The organism is Coprococcus sp. AM97-35 (assembly GCF_027697525.1).
In the GTDB taxonomy this organism is placed as follows: Bacteria; Bacillota; Clostridia; order Lachnospirales; family Lachnospiraceae; genus Allocoprococcus; species Allocoprococcus comes.
Genome location: NZ_JAQESL010000006.1, coordinates 92,946 through 110,107 on the forward strand (window position 1 = coordinate 92,946; position 17,162 = coordinate 110,107).

14 protein-coding genes are annotated in these 17,162 nt (G+C 42.7%); all 14 read left to right on the forward strand.

Annotation, left to right across the window (positions count from 1 at the left end):
• Positions 1-32 precede the first annotated feature (32 nt).
• The 14 genes from glyA (at position 33) to ppdK (ending at position 16,692) form a co-directional block, all read left to right on the forward strand.
• Positions 33-1,280: a serine hydroxymethyltransferase gene (gene glyA / locus PG840_RS07190; protein ID WP_117555631.1), complete on the forward strand. Its 1,248-nt coding sequence runs from the start codon at positions 33-35 to the stop codon at positions 1,278-1,280.
• 15 nt (positions 1,281-1,295) lie between these two features.
• Positions 1,296-2,384: a glycine cleavage system aminomethyltransferase GcvT gene (gene gcvT, locus PG840_RS07195; protein ID WP_117555633.1), complete on the forward strand. Its 1,089-nt coding sequence runs from the start codon at positions 1,296-1,298 to the stop codon at positions 2,382-2,384.
• A 105-nt stretch (positions 2,385-2,489) separates the two neighbouring features.
• Complete coding sequence (gcvH, locus tag PG840_RS07200) at positions 2,490-2,867, forward strand: glycine cleavage system protein GcvH (protein ID WP_117555635.1); 378 nt, start codon at positions 2,490-2,492, stop codon at positions 2,865-2,867.
• A gap of 24 nt (positions 2,868-2,891) precedes the next feature.
• Positions 2,892-4,205: an aminomethyl-transferring glycine dehydrogenase subunit GcvPA gene (gcvPA, locus tag PG840_RS07205; protein ID WP_270246017.1), complete on the forward strand. Its 1,314-nt coding sequence runs from the start codon at positions 2,892-2,894 to the stop codon at positions 4,203-4,205.
• On the forward strand, positions 4,205-5,635 hold the full coding sequence (gene gcvPB / locus PG840_RS07210) for an aminomethyl-transferring glycine dehydrogenase subunit GcvPB (RefSeq protein WP_270613462.1): 1,431 nt from the start codon (positions 4,205-4,207) through the stop codon (positions 5,633-5,635). The genes gcvPA and gcvPB overlap by 1 nt, the downstream gene beginning before the upstream one ends.
• A 30-nt stretch (positions 5,636-5,665) precedes the next feature.
• Positions 5,666-6,664, forward strand: a complete 999-nt coding sequence (locus tag PG840_RS07215) for a lipoate--protein ligase (RefSeq protein ID WP_118198825.1) — start codon at positions 5,666-5,668, stop codon at positions 6,662-6,664.
• A 14-nt stretch (positions 6,665-6,678) separates the two neighbouring features.
• Positions 6,679-8,082, forward strand: a complete 1,404-nt coding sequence (lpdA, locus tag PG840_RS07220; RefSeq protein ID WP_195251385.1) for a dihydrolipoyl dehydrogenase — start codon at positions 6,679-6,681, stop codon at positions 8,080-8,082.
• 80 nt (positions 8,083-8,162) lie between these two features.
• Positions 8,163-9,488, forward strand: a complete 1,326-nt coding sequence (locus tag PG840_RS07225) for a bifunctional folylpolyglutamate synthase/dihydrofolate synthase (protein ID WP_173692492.1) — start codon at positions 8,163-8,165, stop codon at positions 9,486-9,488.
• Positions 9,482-10,036 carry a GTP cyclohydrolase I FolE gene (gene folE, locus PG840_RS07230; protein ID WP_008372045.1) on the forward strand — a complete coding sequence of 185 codons (555 nt, stop codon included), beginning with the start codon at positions 9,482-9,484 and terminating at the stop codon, positions 10,034-10,036. Before PG840_RS07225 ends, folE begins: the two co-directional genes overlap by 7 nt.
• 4 nt (positions 10,037-10,040) lie before the next feature.
• The gene (locus tag PG840_RS07235) at positions 10,041-10,577 is read left to right on the forward strand and encodes an HD domain-containing protein (RefSeq protein ID WP_270613463.1); all 537 of its coding nucleotides are present in this window, start codon (positions 10,041-10,043) and stop codon (positions 10,575-10,577) included.
• A gap of 16 nt (positions 10,578-10,593) precedes the next feature.
• A complete protein-coding gene (gene folP / locus PG840_RS07240) occupies positions 10,594-11,403 on the forward strand; it encodes a dihydropteroate synthase (protein WP_270613464.1) in 810 nt (269 codons plus the stop codon).
• A gap of 13 nt (positions 11,404-11,416) precedes the next feature.
• A complete protein-coding gene (gene folK / locus PG840_RS07245) occupies positions 11,417-12,238 on the forward strand; it encodes a 2-amino-4-hydroxy-6-hydroxymethyldihydropteridine diphosphokinase (RefSeq protein WP_008372039.1) in 822 nt (273 codons plus the stop codon).
• 71 nt (positions 12,239-12,309) lie between these two features.
• Positions 12,310-13,710 (forward strand): aminopeptidase, encoded by a 1,401-nt coding sequence (locus PG840_RS07250; protein ID WP_270613465.1) that lies wholly within the window; start codon positions 12,310-12,312, stop codon positions 13,708-13,710.
• Between the two features lie 345 nt (positions 13,711-14,055).
• The gene (gene ppdK / locus PG840_RS07255; protein ID WP_117822757.1) at positions 14,056-16,692 is read left to right on the forward strand and encodes a pyruvate, phosphate dikinase; all 2,637 of its coding nucleotides are present in this window, start codon (positions 14,056-14,058) and stop codon (positions 16,690-16,692) included.
• Positions 16,693-17,162 lie beyond the last annotated feature (470 nt).

Sequence of the window (17,162 nt, forward strand, 5' to 3'; positions counted from 1 at the left end):
CAAGGTAGTTGGTTCTAAGGAGGTAAAAGAGAATGAACAGAATTGAAGATGTAACAAATTACATTACTGAATGTGATGAAGAAGTAGGAAAAGCGCTGCAGTTAGAACTTGGCCGTCAGCGCAGAAACCTTGAACTGATCGCATCAGAGAATATCGTAAGTCCGGCAGTTATGCTTGCGATGGGAACTGTACCGACAAACAAGTATGCAGAAGGTTATCCGGGAAAACGTTATTATGGCGGATGCGAGGATGTAGATATTCTTGAAAATCTTGCAATCGAACGTGCAAAGAAATTATTTGGATGTGACCATGTATGTGTACAGCCACATTCAGGAGCAAATGCGAATACAGCTGTATATCAGGCGCTGATCAAACCAGGCGATACAGTTATGGGACTGAACCTGGCACACGGCGGACATCTTACACATGGTTCACCGGTAAACCTTTCCGGTATCCTTTACAATTTCGTACCTTACAATGTCAATGATGACGGTGTTCTGGATTACGATGAGATCAGAAAGCTTGCACATGAATGCAAACCGAAGATGATCGTAGCAGGAGCTTCGGCTTATCCGAGAGAGATCCGTTTTGATATTTTTGCAGATATTGCAAAAGAAGTTGGAGCTTATCTTTTCGTAGATATGGCACACATTGCAGGTCTTGTTGCAGCAGGACTTCACCAGAGCCCGGTTCCTTATGCTGATGTAGTTACAACAACAACACATAAAACACTCCGAGGACCTCGTGGTGGAATGATCATGTGCAAAGAAGAATATGCAAAAGCAATCAACAAAGCAATCTTCCCGGGAACACAGGGCGGACCTCTGATGCACATTATCGCAGCAAAAGCCGTATGCTTTGGAGAAGCATTAAAACCGGAATTTAAAACCTATCAGGAACAGGTTGTCAAGAATGCAAAAGCACTTGCAGAAGCTATGGTTGAAGAAGGATTCAACCTTGTCAGCGGTGGAACAGACAATCATCTGATTTTGGTAGATCTTCAGAACATGAACATCACAGGAAAAGAACTTCAGAACAGACTGGATGAAGTTTACATCACAGTTAATAAGAATGCAGTTCCGAATGATCCGGCAAGCCCGTTTGTAACTAGTGGAGTTCGTATCGGAACACCGGCTGTTACAACAAGAGGTCTGAAAGAAGAAGATATGAAGACCATCGCAAAACTGATCAAGATGACGATTACAGACTTTGATACCAAAGCAGATGAAATCCGTGCCGAAGTTACAAAGATTTGCGATAAATATCCACTTTATGAATAACAGGAGGAAAAAATGATGGAATTAAAAACACCCCTTTATGACGCTCATGTAAAAGCAGGTGGAAAGATCGTGCCATTTGCCGGGTACCTTCTTCCGGTTCAGTATGAGACAGGCGTGATCAAAGAGCATATGGCAGTACGTACTCAGGCCGGACTTTTTGATGTATCTCATATGGGTGAAATCCTTTGTGAAGGAAAAGATGCTCTTGCCAATCTGCAGCACATCCTTACAAACGATTTTACAAATATGGTAGACGGACAGGCAAGATACAGTCCGATGTGTAACGAGAACGGTGGAACTGTAGATGACTTGATCGTATACAAAAGAGCAGATGATCACTATTTTATCGTAGTAAATGCAGCAAACAAGGATAAGGATTATCAGTGGATGCTCGCACATCAGTCAGGAGAAGTTACATTTACAGACGTATCCGACCAGTATGGACAGATCGCTCTTCAGGGACCGAAGGCGATGGAAATTTTAAGAAAACTTACAACAGAAGAAAGTATTCCAAAGAAATATTATCATGCAGTATTTGGTGCAGAAGTTGCCGGAATGCCTTGCATCGTATCCAAGACAGGATATACCGGCGAAGATGGAGTAGAGATCTACCTGGCAAGTGATCTTGCAGAAAAGATGTGGGAGACACTTCTTGAAGCTGGAAAAGAAGAGGGACTGATTCCTTGTGGACTTGGTGCACGTGATACACTTCGTATGGAAGCAGCAATGCCTCTTTACGGACATGAGATGGATGATGAAGTATCACCTCTTGAAACAGGTCTGAACTTCGGTGTTAAGATGAAGAAAGACGAATTCATCGGAAAGAAAGCCATGGAAGACAGAGGAACACCAAAGATCGAAAGAATTGGTCTTAAAGTAACAGGAAGAGGAATCATCCGTGAACATCAGGATCTGTATGTTGGAGATCAGAAGATCGGACATACAACATCCGGAACACATTGTCCTTATCTTGGATATCCGATTGCTATGGCACTTGTTGATGCCGGAAGCGTAGCAATTGGCGACAAGGTAGAAGCAGATGTACGTGGAAGAAGAGTGGAAGCAGAAGTTGTGCAGCTTCCGTTCTATAAGAGAGCAAAATAAAAGAAAATAATAACGAAAATAGATTAACAGGTCGGTCGCAGAAAAAGCGATAGAGAGTGTTTGGAAAAGGCGACCGGCAGTTGAAAAGAAAAGGAGATTAAAATCATGGAAGTTAGAGCAGAATTAAAATATACAAAATCACACGAATGGGTAAAAGAAGAAGGCGGAGTCTGGACAATTGGTCTTACGGATTATGCACAGTCAGCACTCGGCGATCTCGTATTTGTAAATCTTCCGGAAGCCGGAGACAGTGTAGAGGCAGGAGAAGTATTTGGAGATGTTGAATCTGTAAAAGCGGTATCAGATGTATATTCACCGGTAACTGGAGAAGTTGAAGAAATCAACGAAGAACTTCTTGACGCACCAGAAACGATCAATAGCGCTCCGTATGATGCATGGTTTATCAAAGTAAAAGATGTATCCGGAACAGAGGAACTTCTTTCAGCAGAAGAATATGAGGCATTTGTAGCAAGCGAAGAATAATCAGGGAAAGGCGGTGAACCATTCATGGGAAGCTATGTACCGAATACAAAAGAACAGCGTCAGGAAATGCTGAAAGAAATCGGTTTTCAGACAATTGATGATCTGTTCGCACATATTCCGGCAGAAGTAAAGATCCAGGGCGGTCTTAATATTCCGGAAGGAAAAACAGAATTAGAAGTACGTCGTGATATGGAAAATATTGCTGCAAAGAATCAGGTCTTTAAGACGATTTTCCGCGGCGCAGGCGCTTACCGGCATTTTATTCCGGCAACAGTAAAGAGCGTGATTTCAAAAGAAAATTTGTTAACTGCATATACTCCTTATCAGGCAGAGATCAGCCAGGGAATCCTGCAGTCGATCTTTGAATATCAGACCATGATCTGTGATCTGACAGGAATGGATATTTCCAATGCCTGCGTATACGATGGCGCAGAAGCATCCGCAGAAGGTGTGGCAATGTGCCGTGACAGAAAACGCAGTAAAGCACTTGTTTCAGCTACCGTGAATCCATATGTTCTTGAGACGATCAAAACATACTGCTTCGGAAATGAAATGGAAGTAGAAGTAATTCCGGAAAAAGATGGACTTACAGATATTGAATATCTGAAGGAACATGTAGATGCACAGACAGCATGTGTACTGATCCAGCATCCGAACTATTACGGTAATCTGGAAGAAGCAGCCGAGATTGGTGAGATCACACATGGAGCCGGTGCGAAATATGTGATGAATGTCAATCCGATTTCTCTCGGTGTAGTAAAGACACCGGCAGAATATGGAGCTGATGTGGCAGTTGGCGAAGGACAGCCACTTGGACTTTCTATTGCATTCGGCGGACCATATCTTGGATTTATGGCTGCAACACAGAAGATGATGAGAAATCTTCCGGGACGTATCGTCGGACAGACAGAAGACCACAATGGAAAGAAAGGTTATGTACTTACTCTTCAGGCAAGAGAACAGCATATCCGTCGTGAAAAAGCATCCAGCAATATCTGCTCAAACCAGGCACTCTGCGCACTTGCAGTAGGCGTTTATCTGGCAACAATGGGCAATGAAGGGATTAAGAAAGCAGCAACACTTTCAACCTCAAAAGCACATTATCTTTCAGCAGAACTTGCAAAAGTTGGATACCAGACCGAGAACAAAGGAGAATTTTTCCATGAATTCGTAACTGTATCAGATGTTCCGGCCGCAAAAGCACTTGCAGCACTTGAGGAAAAAGGAATCCTTGGAGGATTTCCGCTTGACGAACACAGAATTCTGTGGTGCTGTACAGAAGTGAATACCAAAGAAGAGATGGACGCAGTTGTTCAGATTCTGAAGGAGGTGCAGTAATGTTAATATTTGAAAAAAGCAGACCTGGAAGAGGTTGCGATTTACTGCCAGAATGCGATGTAGAAGTAACACTTCCACAGGAAAAAGATAAAAGAGAGAAAAAACTTCATCTGCCAGAGCTTTCTGAGATTGAACTGAGCAGACATTATACAGAGCTTGCAAAGAAATCACATGGTGTGAATGATGGTTTCTATCCACTCGGATCTTGTACAATGAAATACAATCCGAAGATCAATGAAGATATGGCAGCACTTCCGGGATTCACAGAGATCCATCCACTGCAGCCGGCACATACGGTACAGGGATGCCTGGAAGTCATCAAGGAATCTGAAAAGCTGCTTTGCGAGATCACAGGTATGGATCGTATGACATTCCAGCCGGCAGCTGGTGCTCACGGAGAGTTTACAGGGCTCCTTTTGATCAAAGCATATCATAAGAGCCGTGGAGACGAAAAGAGAAAGAAAATCATCGTTCCGGACTCTGCACATGGAACCAACCCGGCAAGTGCGGCAATGGCAGGATTCCAGGTAGTCAGCATTGAATCTGCACCGGATGGTGGTGTTGATCTTGAAAAATTACAGGAAGTATGCGGAGAGGATACAGCAGGACTTATGCTTACCAATCCAAATACGGTAGGACTTTTTGATAAGAATATTCTGAAGATCACGGAGATCGTTCATAACTGTGGCGGACTTTGCTACTATGACGGAGCAAACTTAAATGCAGTTATGGGAGCTGTTCGCCCTGGAGATATGGGATTTGATGTGATCCATCTGAATCTTCACAAAACCTTCTCAACTCCGCACGGTGGCGGTGGTCCTGGAAGCGGACCTGTTGGATGCAAGAGCATGCTGGTTCCGTTTCTTCCGTCTTATGTAGTAGATGGAGAAGAAGAATTGAAATTTGTAAAAGAACCACAGAGCATCGGTGAGATGAAGAGCTTCTATGGAAACTTTACAGTCATCGTAAAAGCACTTACCTATGTGAAGACACTGGGACGCGAAGGTATTCCGGAAGCGAGCCAGAATGCGGTTCTGAATGCAAATTACATGATGAACAAACTGAAAGACCTTTATACAATGGCGTATGACGAGGTATGTATGCATGAATTCGTAATGAGTCTTGCAGATCTGAAAAAGAAAACAGGAATTTCTGCAATGGATATTGCAAAAGGACTTCTTGATAACGGTATACATCCACCGACAATGTACTTCCCGCTGATCGTTGAGGAAGCACTGATGGTAGAGCCGACAGAGACAGAGTCCAAAGAAACTCTGGATGAAGCAGTAGAAGTATTACGCAAACTGTATGAAATTGCAGAAACAGATGCTGAACAGCTTCATCAGGCGCCTGTTACAACACCGGTTACAAGAATGGATGAGGTTGGAGCAGCAAGACATCCATATCTGCGATACGAATGGCAGGACTAATAAGTTATAGCTTAAAGCGAGGGAAAAACTATGATTGAAAAGATTACTTATATTGAAAGCAATCAGTTCAGTCCATATAGAAATCTTGCAGTGGAGGAGTATTTGCTCCTCCACTGCGAGGATAAAGAATGTATTCTTTATTTGTGGCAGAATCAGAATACAGTTGTTATCGGACGGAATCAAAATGCTTGGAAAGAATGTAGAACAACAAAGCTGGAAGAAGAAGGTGGTCATCTTGCCAGGCGTCTGTCAGGTGGTGGAGCTGTGTATCATGATCTGGGAAATATGAACTTCACATTTCTGATCAGTAAAGAAGAATATGATCTGGACCGGCAACTGCAGGTAATCATAGGAGCGATGGAGATCCTTGGATTGAAGGCTGAAAAATCCGGGCGTAACGATATCCTGATCGATGGAAAGAAATTCTCGGGAAATGCGTTTTATGAGCAGGAAAAACATTGCTATCACCATGGCACGATCATGGTAGGAGTAAACATGGAAACCTTATCCAGATATCTGACTGTATCAAAGGATAAACTGAAATCAAAGGGGGTTGATTCGGTAAAATCCAGAGTGACAAATTTAAGAGATTATCTTCCGGAGCTTACAATGGAAGAACTGAAGGTGGCACTTAAGCAGTCATTTGAAAAGGTATACGGATTAAAGGTACGTGATAAAAAAATAGAAGACCTTGATACCGGAGTAATTGCAGAAAGAGAGAAATTTTTCTCTTCATGGAACTGGCTCTATGGCAGAAAAATTGATTTTCAGTATGAGCTTTCCCACCGTTTTGGATGGGGAGGAATTACACTTCAGTTTGCAGTAGAATCAGGAAAGATCAAGGATGCAATTGCATGGTCGGATGCACTGAATCCGGATTTCATACATACACTTCCGAAGTATCTGAAAGGACTGAAGTACAGAAAGGAAAGTATCTGTACGGAATTGGGGCTGTTCTGGTCAGATGATCCACAGGAAGAAGAGATGATGAAAGACATTATCGAATGGATTCAGGGCGAGGAACTGTAGGAGGATGAAATAAAATGAGCGAGAAGTTTGATGTAGTAGTAATTGGAGCCGGTCCGGGAGGATATGTGGCAGCAATCAAATCTGCGAAGCTTGGAATGAAGACCGCAGTGATCGAAGAGAGAGAAGTCGGGGGAACATGCCTGAACAGAGGATGTATTCCGGCAAAAGCAATGATTCATGCATCGACATTATATCGTGAAATCAAAGAAGCGGACCGCTTCGGAATTTCAGCATCAGATGTTACTTATGATTTTGAAAAAATTCTGGAATATAAGGAGCAGACAACCGGACAGCTTGTTCAGGGAGTAGAACAGCTCCTGCAGGCAAACGGCGTAACAAGATATCATGGAAAGGGCACACTTTTTGAGGGGAAAAAAGTTAAGATTACAGGGAATGAAGAACAGTCTATTGAAGCAGAGAATGTCATTCTGGCTTCTGGTTCCAAACCACTGATTCTTCCAATCCCGGGAATGGATCTTCCGAGAGTTCTGACAAGTGATGAACTCTTCAAGATGAGAGAAGTTCCAAAGAGTCTGGTTATCATCGGTGGCGGTGTGATCAGTGTAGAATTTGCTACCGTATATTCCGCACTTGGATCTAAGGTTACCATTCTTGAAGCAATGCCGCGTCTGGTTCCAAATATGGATAAAGAGATTGCACAGAACCTGAAACTGATCCTGAAGAAACGTGGCGTAGAAAGCCATACATCAGCAGCAGTACAGGGTGTGCATATGGAAGGGAATACCTGTGTATGTACCTTCGTTGAAAAAGAAAAAGAACAGACTGTAGAAGCAGAATATGTTCTGTGTGCAGTCGGAAGATGCCCGAATACCGACGGATTATTTGCAGAAGGTGCTGCTCCGGATATGGAAAGAGGACGTGTTCTTGTAAATGATAAATTCGAAAGCAGTATTCCGGGAGTCTATGCGATCGGTGATCTGATCTTTGGTGCACAGCTTGCCCATGCAGCAAGTGCACAGGGAATCGTTGTTGCAGAACAGCTGGCGGGAAAAGAACCTTCTGTGAATCTGGATGTGGTTCCGGGATGTGTTTATACAGATCCGGAAATCGCATCAGCAGGTATTACCGAAGATGCAGCCAAAGAACAGGGAATCAAAGTGAAGACTGGCAAATTTATCATGAGTGCCAATGGTAAATCTCTTATTACAAAAGAAGAAAGAGGATTTATCAAGATCGTGGCAGATGAAGAGACAGATGTGATTCTCGGAGCACAGATGATGTGTGCAAGAGCCACTGACATGATCGGTGAATTTGTAACTGCGATTGCAAATAAAATGACGGTTGCACAGCTTTTGAAGGGAATGCGTGCACATCCGACGTATAACGAAGGAATCGGAGAAGCCCTGGAAGAAGCAGAGGGTGGAGCGATCCACGTTGTACCAAAGAAAAAGAAATAGAACTGTACAGCAGTAAGGGAATATGATAAAATATTCAGATATCAGCATATGCTGAAAAGTACAAAAAGGAAAATTAAATCATGTTATACGAAGAAGCAAGGGTATATTTGGATCATGTATCGAAATACGGAAGTGTACTTGGCTTAGATAGTATAAAGAGCTTATTGGGTGAGCTTGGAAATCCGCAGAAAGATTTGAAATTTATACATATAGCCGGGACTAATGGAAAAGGATCGATTCTCGCCGGACTCTCCGGTATCCTGCAGCAGGCTGGATACCGGACCGGAAGATACTGTTCTCCGACCGTGATGGGATATATGGAACGATTTCAGGTTGATGGCCAATGGATGGCGGAGGACGAGCTCGCCCCTTTTGTATCTCAGGTGAAAGAGGCAGCAGAAAAAGTAGAAGAAAAAACGGATCTTACCGTAACTGTTTTCGAGATAGAAACAGCGATCGCATTTCTCTATTTCAGAGAAAAACAGTGTGATTATGTCGTTCTGGAAGCCGGAATGGGTGGGCTTCTTGATGCGACAAATGTAATAGATACAACTGTTTTGAGTATTTTTGCATCGATCAGTATGGATCATATCGGAGTACTGGGAAACACATTAGAAGAGATAGCAGAAAATAAAGCCGGAATTATAAAACCATCATGTCTGGCAGTTGTCACGTCTCCACAGCAGATGTCTGTGACCGATATCCTCCAGAAAAAGGCCGGAGAGTGCGGATGCCGGTTTGTGGTTTCGCATCCGGAAAAGGCTGTGATTTCTGAAGAAACGATGGATGGACAGATTTTTTCTTATGGAGAATATAAAGATATCCGTCTTCGCCTGGCTGGCAGATATCAGATTGACAATGCGGCGACAGTATTGGAAGCTGTGGATGCGTTAAGAAGGAGCGGTGTCCCGATTCCGGAAGACGCTGTAAGAAAGGGATTTGTGAAAGTGACATGGCCTGGACGGTTTCAGGTACTTGAAAAAGAACCGACCGTGATCGCCGACGGAGCGCATAACAGGGATGCCGCAAGAAGACTTGCGGAAAATGTGAGAACCTATCTGACGGACAGAAAGATTGTCGGTGTGATGGGGGTTTTTAAAGATAAAGAATATGAACAAATCGCAGAGATCATGGCTCCGTATCTTTCAAAGGTGTATACGATCGATCTTCCAAATGGGGAGAGAAATCTGGGAAAAGAGAGATTATGTGAAGTATTAAAGGCCAAGAACGTACAGTCAGAACCGGCAGAGAACATTGCAGATGCGCTTGAAAAAGCAAAAGCAGAATGTGGGAAAGAAGATGTTGTTCTGGTGTTTGGTTCCTTATCTTATCTGGGAGAAGTGATAAGACTTGAACGGGAAACAAACGTGTTTGAAAGAAAAAAGGAAGAGAGAACATTATGGTAGATCATAAAAAAGTAGAACAGGCAATCCGTCTTTTACTGGAAGGAATCGGTGAAGATCCGGATAGGGAAGGACTGGCTGAGACACCGGACCGGATTGCAAGAATGTATGAAGAAATCTGTGGCGGAATGAATGAGGATGCAGCGGAACACCTGAAAAAGACATTTACAGCAGAAAACAATGAGATGGTTGTGGAAAAAGATATTACGTTTTATTCCATGTGTGAACATCATATGCTGCCATTTTACGGAAAGGTTCATATTGCCTATATTCCGGATGGAAAGGTAGTGGGACTTAGCAAGCTTGCACGGACTGTGGAAGTATTTGCCAGAAGACTTCAGCTGCAGGAGCAGATGACAGCACAGATCGCGGATGCCCTGATGGAAAATCTTCATCCAAAGGGAGTAATGGTACTTGCTGAGGCAGAGCATATGTGTATGACCATGCGTGGAATCAAGAAGCCGGGAAGCAAGACGGTCAGTGTTGTTACAAGAGGTGCATTTGAAGAAAATGAAAAGCTGCAGAACATGTTTTTCCGTATGATAGGTTAGTGCGATGAAAATAAAACGAAAACTGGAAGAGCAGAGGAGGATGCAGAGAATCTGGAAAATATATGAGCATCCTCTTTTTATAGAAGGACTGGTAAAGAATAAAGATGCAGAAAAGGAAAGAATATTCTGCCATCATGATATGAACCATTTTCTGGACGTGGCACGTCTGATGTATATTTTTTCGATGGAGCGTGGATATGCCTTTGGAAAAGAAGAGATTTATGCGACGGCATTACTTCATGATATTGGGAAATGGCAGCAGTATAAGGCGGGAGTTCCCCATGAGATAGCGAGTGCTGAAATTGCAAAAAGGATTCTGGAAGAGACTGGATTTACAAAGGAGGAGTCGGACAGGATTCTTTTTGCAATTTTAAGTCACCGGGGCAATGCAGAAGAGACAGAAAATGCAGAGCAGGATAAGTGGCAGCTTGCAGAAATCCTTTATGATGCAGATAAGATTTCCCGTGCGTGTTATACGTGTCCGGCTGAGAAGGACTGTAACTGGAGTGGAGAAAAGAAGAATCAGAAAATCATCTGGTAGAAAACGAGGAAACAAAATGAAAATTGGGAATAAAGAATTTGACACAGCAAAACATACTTATATTATGGGAATCCTGAATGTAACACCGGATTCTTTTTCGGACGGGGGAAAGTGGAACGGTTATGATGCGGCAATGCGTCATGCAGAAGAGCTTTTAGAAGGCGGAACCGATATCCTGGATATCGGAGGAGAGTCCACAAGACCAGGACACCAGCAGATTACGTCAGAAGAAGAAATTACAAGAACTGCGCCGGTTATCGAGGCTGTCAAAAAGAATTTTGATGTGCCGGTTTCGATTGATACTTATAAGAGTGATGTGGCAGAGGCAGCACTTCAGGCAGGGGCAGATCTGGTAAATGATATCTGGGGATTCCAGTACGATGAAAAGATGGCAGGTCTTGTGAAAAAATATGATGCGGCATGCTGTCTGATGCATAATAAAAATGAGGCGGTGTACAAGAATTTCCTGAAGGATATGTATGCAGAATTGCAGAAGTGTGTAGATACAGCGAAAGCGGCTGAGATTGAAGATGACCGGATCATGCTGGATCCGGGGGTTGGATTTGGAAAGACCTACGAGATGAACCTGGATGTGATGAAGCATCTGGATCTTTTTAACGGACTTGGATATCCGATGCTTCTTGGAACTTCCAGAAAATCCATGATCGGTCTGACACTGGATCTGCCGGTAACAGAAAGAGAAGAAGGAACTCTTGTCACAACCGTGATGGCAGTACAGAGTCATTATGGATTTGTGCGCGTTCATGATGCTGAGAAAAACCGCAGAGCGATCAAGATGACAGAAGTGATTCTGGCAAGAGAGTAAGCAGGAGAAAAAGATGGATCAGATAAAAATTGAAAACCTGGAAATATTTGCAAATCATGGGGTGTATCCGGAAGAAAACAGACTGGGACAGAAGTTTCTGGTTTCCTGCATTTTATATGTGGATACACGCAAGGCGGGAAAAACGGATGACTTGGAAGCGTCTGTGAATTACGGAACCATTTCCCATCTGATAAAAGAAAAGATGGAAGAGAAGAATTACAGGCTGATCGAAGCAGTAGCAGAGCAGCTTGCAGAAGAGATCTTATTATTTGATGAGAAGATCCGGAAAGTCATGGTGGAAGTAAAGAAACCATGGGCACCGGTAGGGCTGCCGCTTGAGACGGTTTCCGTGAAGATTGAACGTTGCTGGAATGAAGCGTTTATCGCACTCGGATCGAATATGGGTGATAAGAAAAAATACATTGAGAATGCGGTAGAAGAGCTGAAAAATGAAAAACTTTGCAGAGTCCTGAAGGTATCGAAACTGATCGGAACCGAGCCATATGGCGTGACGGATCAGGATGAATTCCTGAACGGGGCACTGAAAATGGAAACACTGCTTACCCCGCATGAGCTTCTGGAGCTGTTACACCGAATTGAGCAGGAAGCCGGAAGAAAGCGGATCCGCAGATGGGGACCGAGAACACTGGATCTGGACATCATTTTCTATGGGGATCAGATCATTGAAGAGGATGATTTATGTATACCACATATCGATATGCAGAACAGGGAATTTGTGCTTGGACCAATGTGTGAGATCGCACCGCATAAACGGCATCCGGTTTTGAAGGAAACGATGACGGAAATGCTTGTAAAGTTAAAGGGTAATAATTGACTTCTTATCGGGAGAGGATTATACTGAAAGCATTGTGGGGAATCCCAACTGAATTGAAGAGAGGTATAGAAATGGAAGAAAAAAAGAATCTCTGGAGCTCTTATGATGAAGCTGCCAAAAAAGAACTTCATGAAATCAATGAAAAGTACAAAGCCTGCCTGGATGCCGGAAAGACAGAGCGTGAATGCGTAAAGCTTGCGGTTGAGATGGCGAAAGAAGCAGGATATCAGGATATCAAAGATGTTCTGAAAGAAGGAAAGAGCCTGAAAGCAGGAGATAAAGTATATGCGGTATGCATGGAAAAAATGCTTGCCATGTTCCGTATGGGCGAAGAACCGCTTTCAAACGGTATGAATATCCTTGGAGCTCATATCGATTCACCACGTATTGATGTGAAACAGAATCCATTATATGAAAGTGAAGGAATGGCTTATCTGGATACACATTACTATGGTGGAATCAAAAAATACCAGTGGGTAACAGGACCGATGGCACTTCATGGTGTTGTTGCGAAAAAAGATGGAAGCGTAGAAGAGATCAGCATTGGGGAAAAAGAGTCTGATCCGGTATTTGTTATTACAGACCTTCTTGTTCATCTTGCAGCAAACCAGATGTCAAAGAAAGCAAGTGAAGTGATCGAAGGAGAAAAGCTGGATCTTCTGATTGGAAACAGTCCGCTTGATAAAGCGGAGGGACTTGATGAAGAAGAAAAAGAAACGATCAAGGCTAACGTACTTCATATTTTAAAAGAGAACTATGGAATCGAAGAAGTGGATTTTGCATCGGCTGAGCTGGAAATTGTTCCGGCCGGAAAGGCAAGAGACTGTGGATTTGACCGCAGCATGATCCTTTCTTATGGACAGGATGACAGAGTCTGCGCATTTACTTCTCTGTTCGCTATGCTGGATGTGGAAAATGCAAAGCGTACAGGATGCTGTCTGTTAGTAGATAAAGAAGAGATCGGAAGCGTCGGAGCAACTGGAATGCATTCTCGTTTCTTTGAAAATACAGTTGCAGAGCTTGTTGCACTTACAGAAGGTGAATCTGAACTGAAGGTACGCCGTGCACTTGCTAATTCAAGAATGCTTTCTTCTGACGTAAGTGCTGCTTATGATCCGATGTTTGCAGAAGCATTTGAAAAGAGAAGTGCCGCTTTCTTTACAAAGGGACTTGCATTCAACAAGTTTACAGGAAGCCGCGGAAAGAGCGGATCCAATGATGCAAATGCAGAATATCTTGCAAGACTGCGCAAGGTGATGGACGATGCAGGCGTTACTTACCAGTTCGCAGAACTTGGTAAAGTCGATGTAGGCGGCGGCGGAACCATCGCATATATTATGGCAAATTATGGTATGGAAGTGATCGACAGCGGTGTTGCTGTACTTTCCATGCATGCACCTTATGAAGTCAGCAGCAAAGCTGATGTGTATGAAGCAGTAAAGGGATACAGAGCATTCCTTCTGAATATGTAAGAGATGAAAAGAACTCAGGCAAAACAATGGATACAGTCCGGTTTTGCCTGAGTTTTTTCTGATAATAACAAAATTTATAGTATATAAAAGAAATTTAATTACGGAGATTTTTTTTATAGAAGAAATCACTTGAAGAAATTGAACTCTTCGATAAATTCACTTTTTTTGTACGAAAAAAAGTGCATAAGGGTTGACTATCACAGTTAAAACATTTACAATATTAGTGCGGTAAAATCCGTTTTTTAAGGGCGATATAAGATATGAAAAGAGCAGACAGTTACCAGTCTGACTGTGATTTTCAAGTTTTATATATATCAATTACCAATAACGAGGAGGAATTGTAAAATGGCAACAAAATGGGTTTACATGTTTACAGAAGGTAATGCCGATATGAGAAACCTGCTTGGTGGAAAAGGCGCTAACCTTGCTGAAATGACAAACTTAGGTCTTCCAGTGCCACAGGGCTTCACAATCACAACAGAAGCTTGTACTCAGTATTATGAGGACGGAAGACAGATCAATGAAGAAATCATGGCTCAGATCATGGAAGCTATTACAAAGATGGAAGGAATCACAGGAAAGAAATTCGGTGATAAAGAGAATCCACTTCTTGTTTCCGTTCGTTCTGGTGCAAGAGCATCTATGCCTGGTATGATGGATACAATCCTGAACCTTGGTCTTAACGAAGACGTTGTCAATGTACTTGCTGAAAAATCAGGCAACCCACGTTGGGCTTGGGACTGCTACAGAAGATTTATTCAGATGTACTCTGACGTAGTTATGGAAGTAGGTAAAAAATACTTCGAAGAACTGATCGACAAGATGAAAACTGAAAGAGGCGTTAAACAGGACGTTGAACTTACAGCAGAAGATCTTCACGAATTAGCTAACCAGTTCAAGGCAGAATATAAAGAAAAAATCGGTGCTGAATTCCCGACAGATCCAAAGGAACAGTTAATGGGAGCTATCAAAGCCGTATTCCGTTCATGGGACAACCCGAGAGCAAATGTATACCGTCGTGACAACGATATCCCGTATTCATGGGGAACTGCTGTTAACGTACAGATGATGGCATTTGGTAACATGGGTGATGACTGTGGTACAGGTGTTGCATTTACACGTGACCCAGCTACAGGAAATAACGGACTGTTCGGAGAATTCCTTACAAATGCTCAGGGAGAAGACGTAGTTGCAGGTGTTCGTACACCAATGCACATTTCAGAAATGGAACAGAAATTCCCGGAAGCATTCAAACAGTTCAAAGAAGTATGCAAGACTCTGGAAACACATTACAGAGATATGCAGGATATGGAGTTTACTGTAGAACATGGTAAACTGTACATGCTTCAGACACGTAATGGTAAGAGAACAGCTCAGGCTGCTCTTAAGATTGCTTGCGATCTCGTTGATGAAGGAATGAGAACCGAAGAAGAAGCAGTTGCTATGATCGATCCTCGTAACCTTGATACACTGCTTCATCCACAGTTCGATGCAGCTGCACTGAAAGCTGCTGTACCGATGGCTAAAGCACTTGGAGCATCTCCAGGAGCTGCTTGTGGTAAGATCGTCTTCACAGCTGATGATGCTGTAGAATGGGCTGCAAGAGGAGAAAAAGTTGTTCTTGTACGTCTTGAAACATCACCGGAAGATATCACAGGTATGAAGTCTGCTCAGGGTATCCTGACAGTTCGTGGTGGTATGACATCACACGCAGCCGTTGTTGCACGTGGTATGGGAACATGCTGTGTATCTGGTTGTGGTGACATCAACATGGATGAAGAAAACAAGAAATTCACACTTGGTGGAAAAGAATACCATGAAGGAGATGCAATCTCTCTTGATGGATCTACAGGTAACATTTATGACGGAATCATCCCGACTGTAGACGCTACTATCGCAGGTGAATTCGGAAGAATCATGGGATGGGCTGACAAGTACAGAACTATGAAAGTTCGTACAAATGCTGATACACCAGCTGATGCTAAGAAAGCCCGCGAACTTGGTGCTGAAGGTATCGGACTTTGCCGTACAGAGCATATGTTCTTCGAAGGCAACAGAATTGATGCATTCCGTGAAATGATCTGCTCTGAAACAGTAGAAGAAAGAGAAGCTGCACTTGCTAAGATCCTTCCGGAACAGCAGGGAGACTTCGAAAAACTTTATGAAGCACTGGAAGGAAATCCGGTTACTATCCGTTTCCTTGATCCACCGCTTCATGAATTCGTTCCAACAGAAGAAGAAGATATCAAGAAACTTGCTGATGCACAGGGCAAATCTGTTGACCAGATCAAAGCAATCATCAGCTCTCTGCACGAATTCAACCCAATGATGGGACATCGTGGATGCCGTCTTGCTGTAACTTATCCGGAAATCGCTAAGATGCAGACAAGCGCAGTTATCCGTGCTGCTATCAATGTTAAGAAAGCTCATCCGGATTGGAATGTTAAACCGGAAATCATGATCCCGCTGGTTGGCGATATCAAAGAGCTTAAATATGTTAAGAAGTTTGTAGTAGAAACAGCTGACGCTGAAATCGCTGCTGCAGGAAGCGACCTTGAGTACGAAGTTGGTACAATGATCGAAATTCCTAGAGCTGCTCTTACAGCTGATGACATCGCAAAAGAAGCTGACTTCTTCTGCTTCGGTACAAACGACCTTACACAGATGACATACGGATTCTCACGTGATGATGCTGGTAAGTTCCTTGACGCTTACTATGACGCTAAGATCTTCGAGAACGATCCATTTGCTAAACTTGACCAGACAGGTGTTGGTAAGCTTATGAAGATGGCTATCGAACTCGGAAAACCGGTTAATCCGAAACTTCACGTTGGTATCTGTGGAGAACATGGTGGAGATCCAAGCTCTGTAGAATTCTGCAACAGCATTGGTCTTGATTATGTATCTTGCTCACCATTCCGTGTACCGATCGCTCGTCTGGCTGCTGCTCAGGCTGCAATCGCTCAGAAGAATGCAAAATAAGCATATTGCGTATAGCAAGAAATAAATAATAAGAGGGCGTGTGAAAAAAACTTTCGTTTTTTCACACGCTCTCTTATTTTATCTAGTTATAGATTAGAAATATTAAATTATGATTAAAATGAAAATTTTACTGTTCTTTTCAGAATATATATGATACACTGAATCCACCAAATCAAAAAATCTTTTATCAAATCATTTTTGCAAAGAGTAAATTGATTGCAAATTATTACAAGCTAAAACAAATCAAGACAGTCTAATTAAATAGGTTGATTATAATTCCAAAAAACGAAAATAAATCAAGAAGTTTCCAGAAATGGATTGATTGCATACCGGAAAAATGAAAATAAATCAAGAAGATGATGGAAATAAATTGATTGTATTCTCAAAAACTCAAAGAAAATCAAGAAGATTACAGAAATGAGTTGATTGTAATTGACAAAACTCGAAATAAATCAAGAAGATTATAGGAA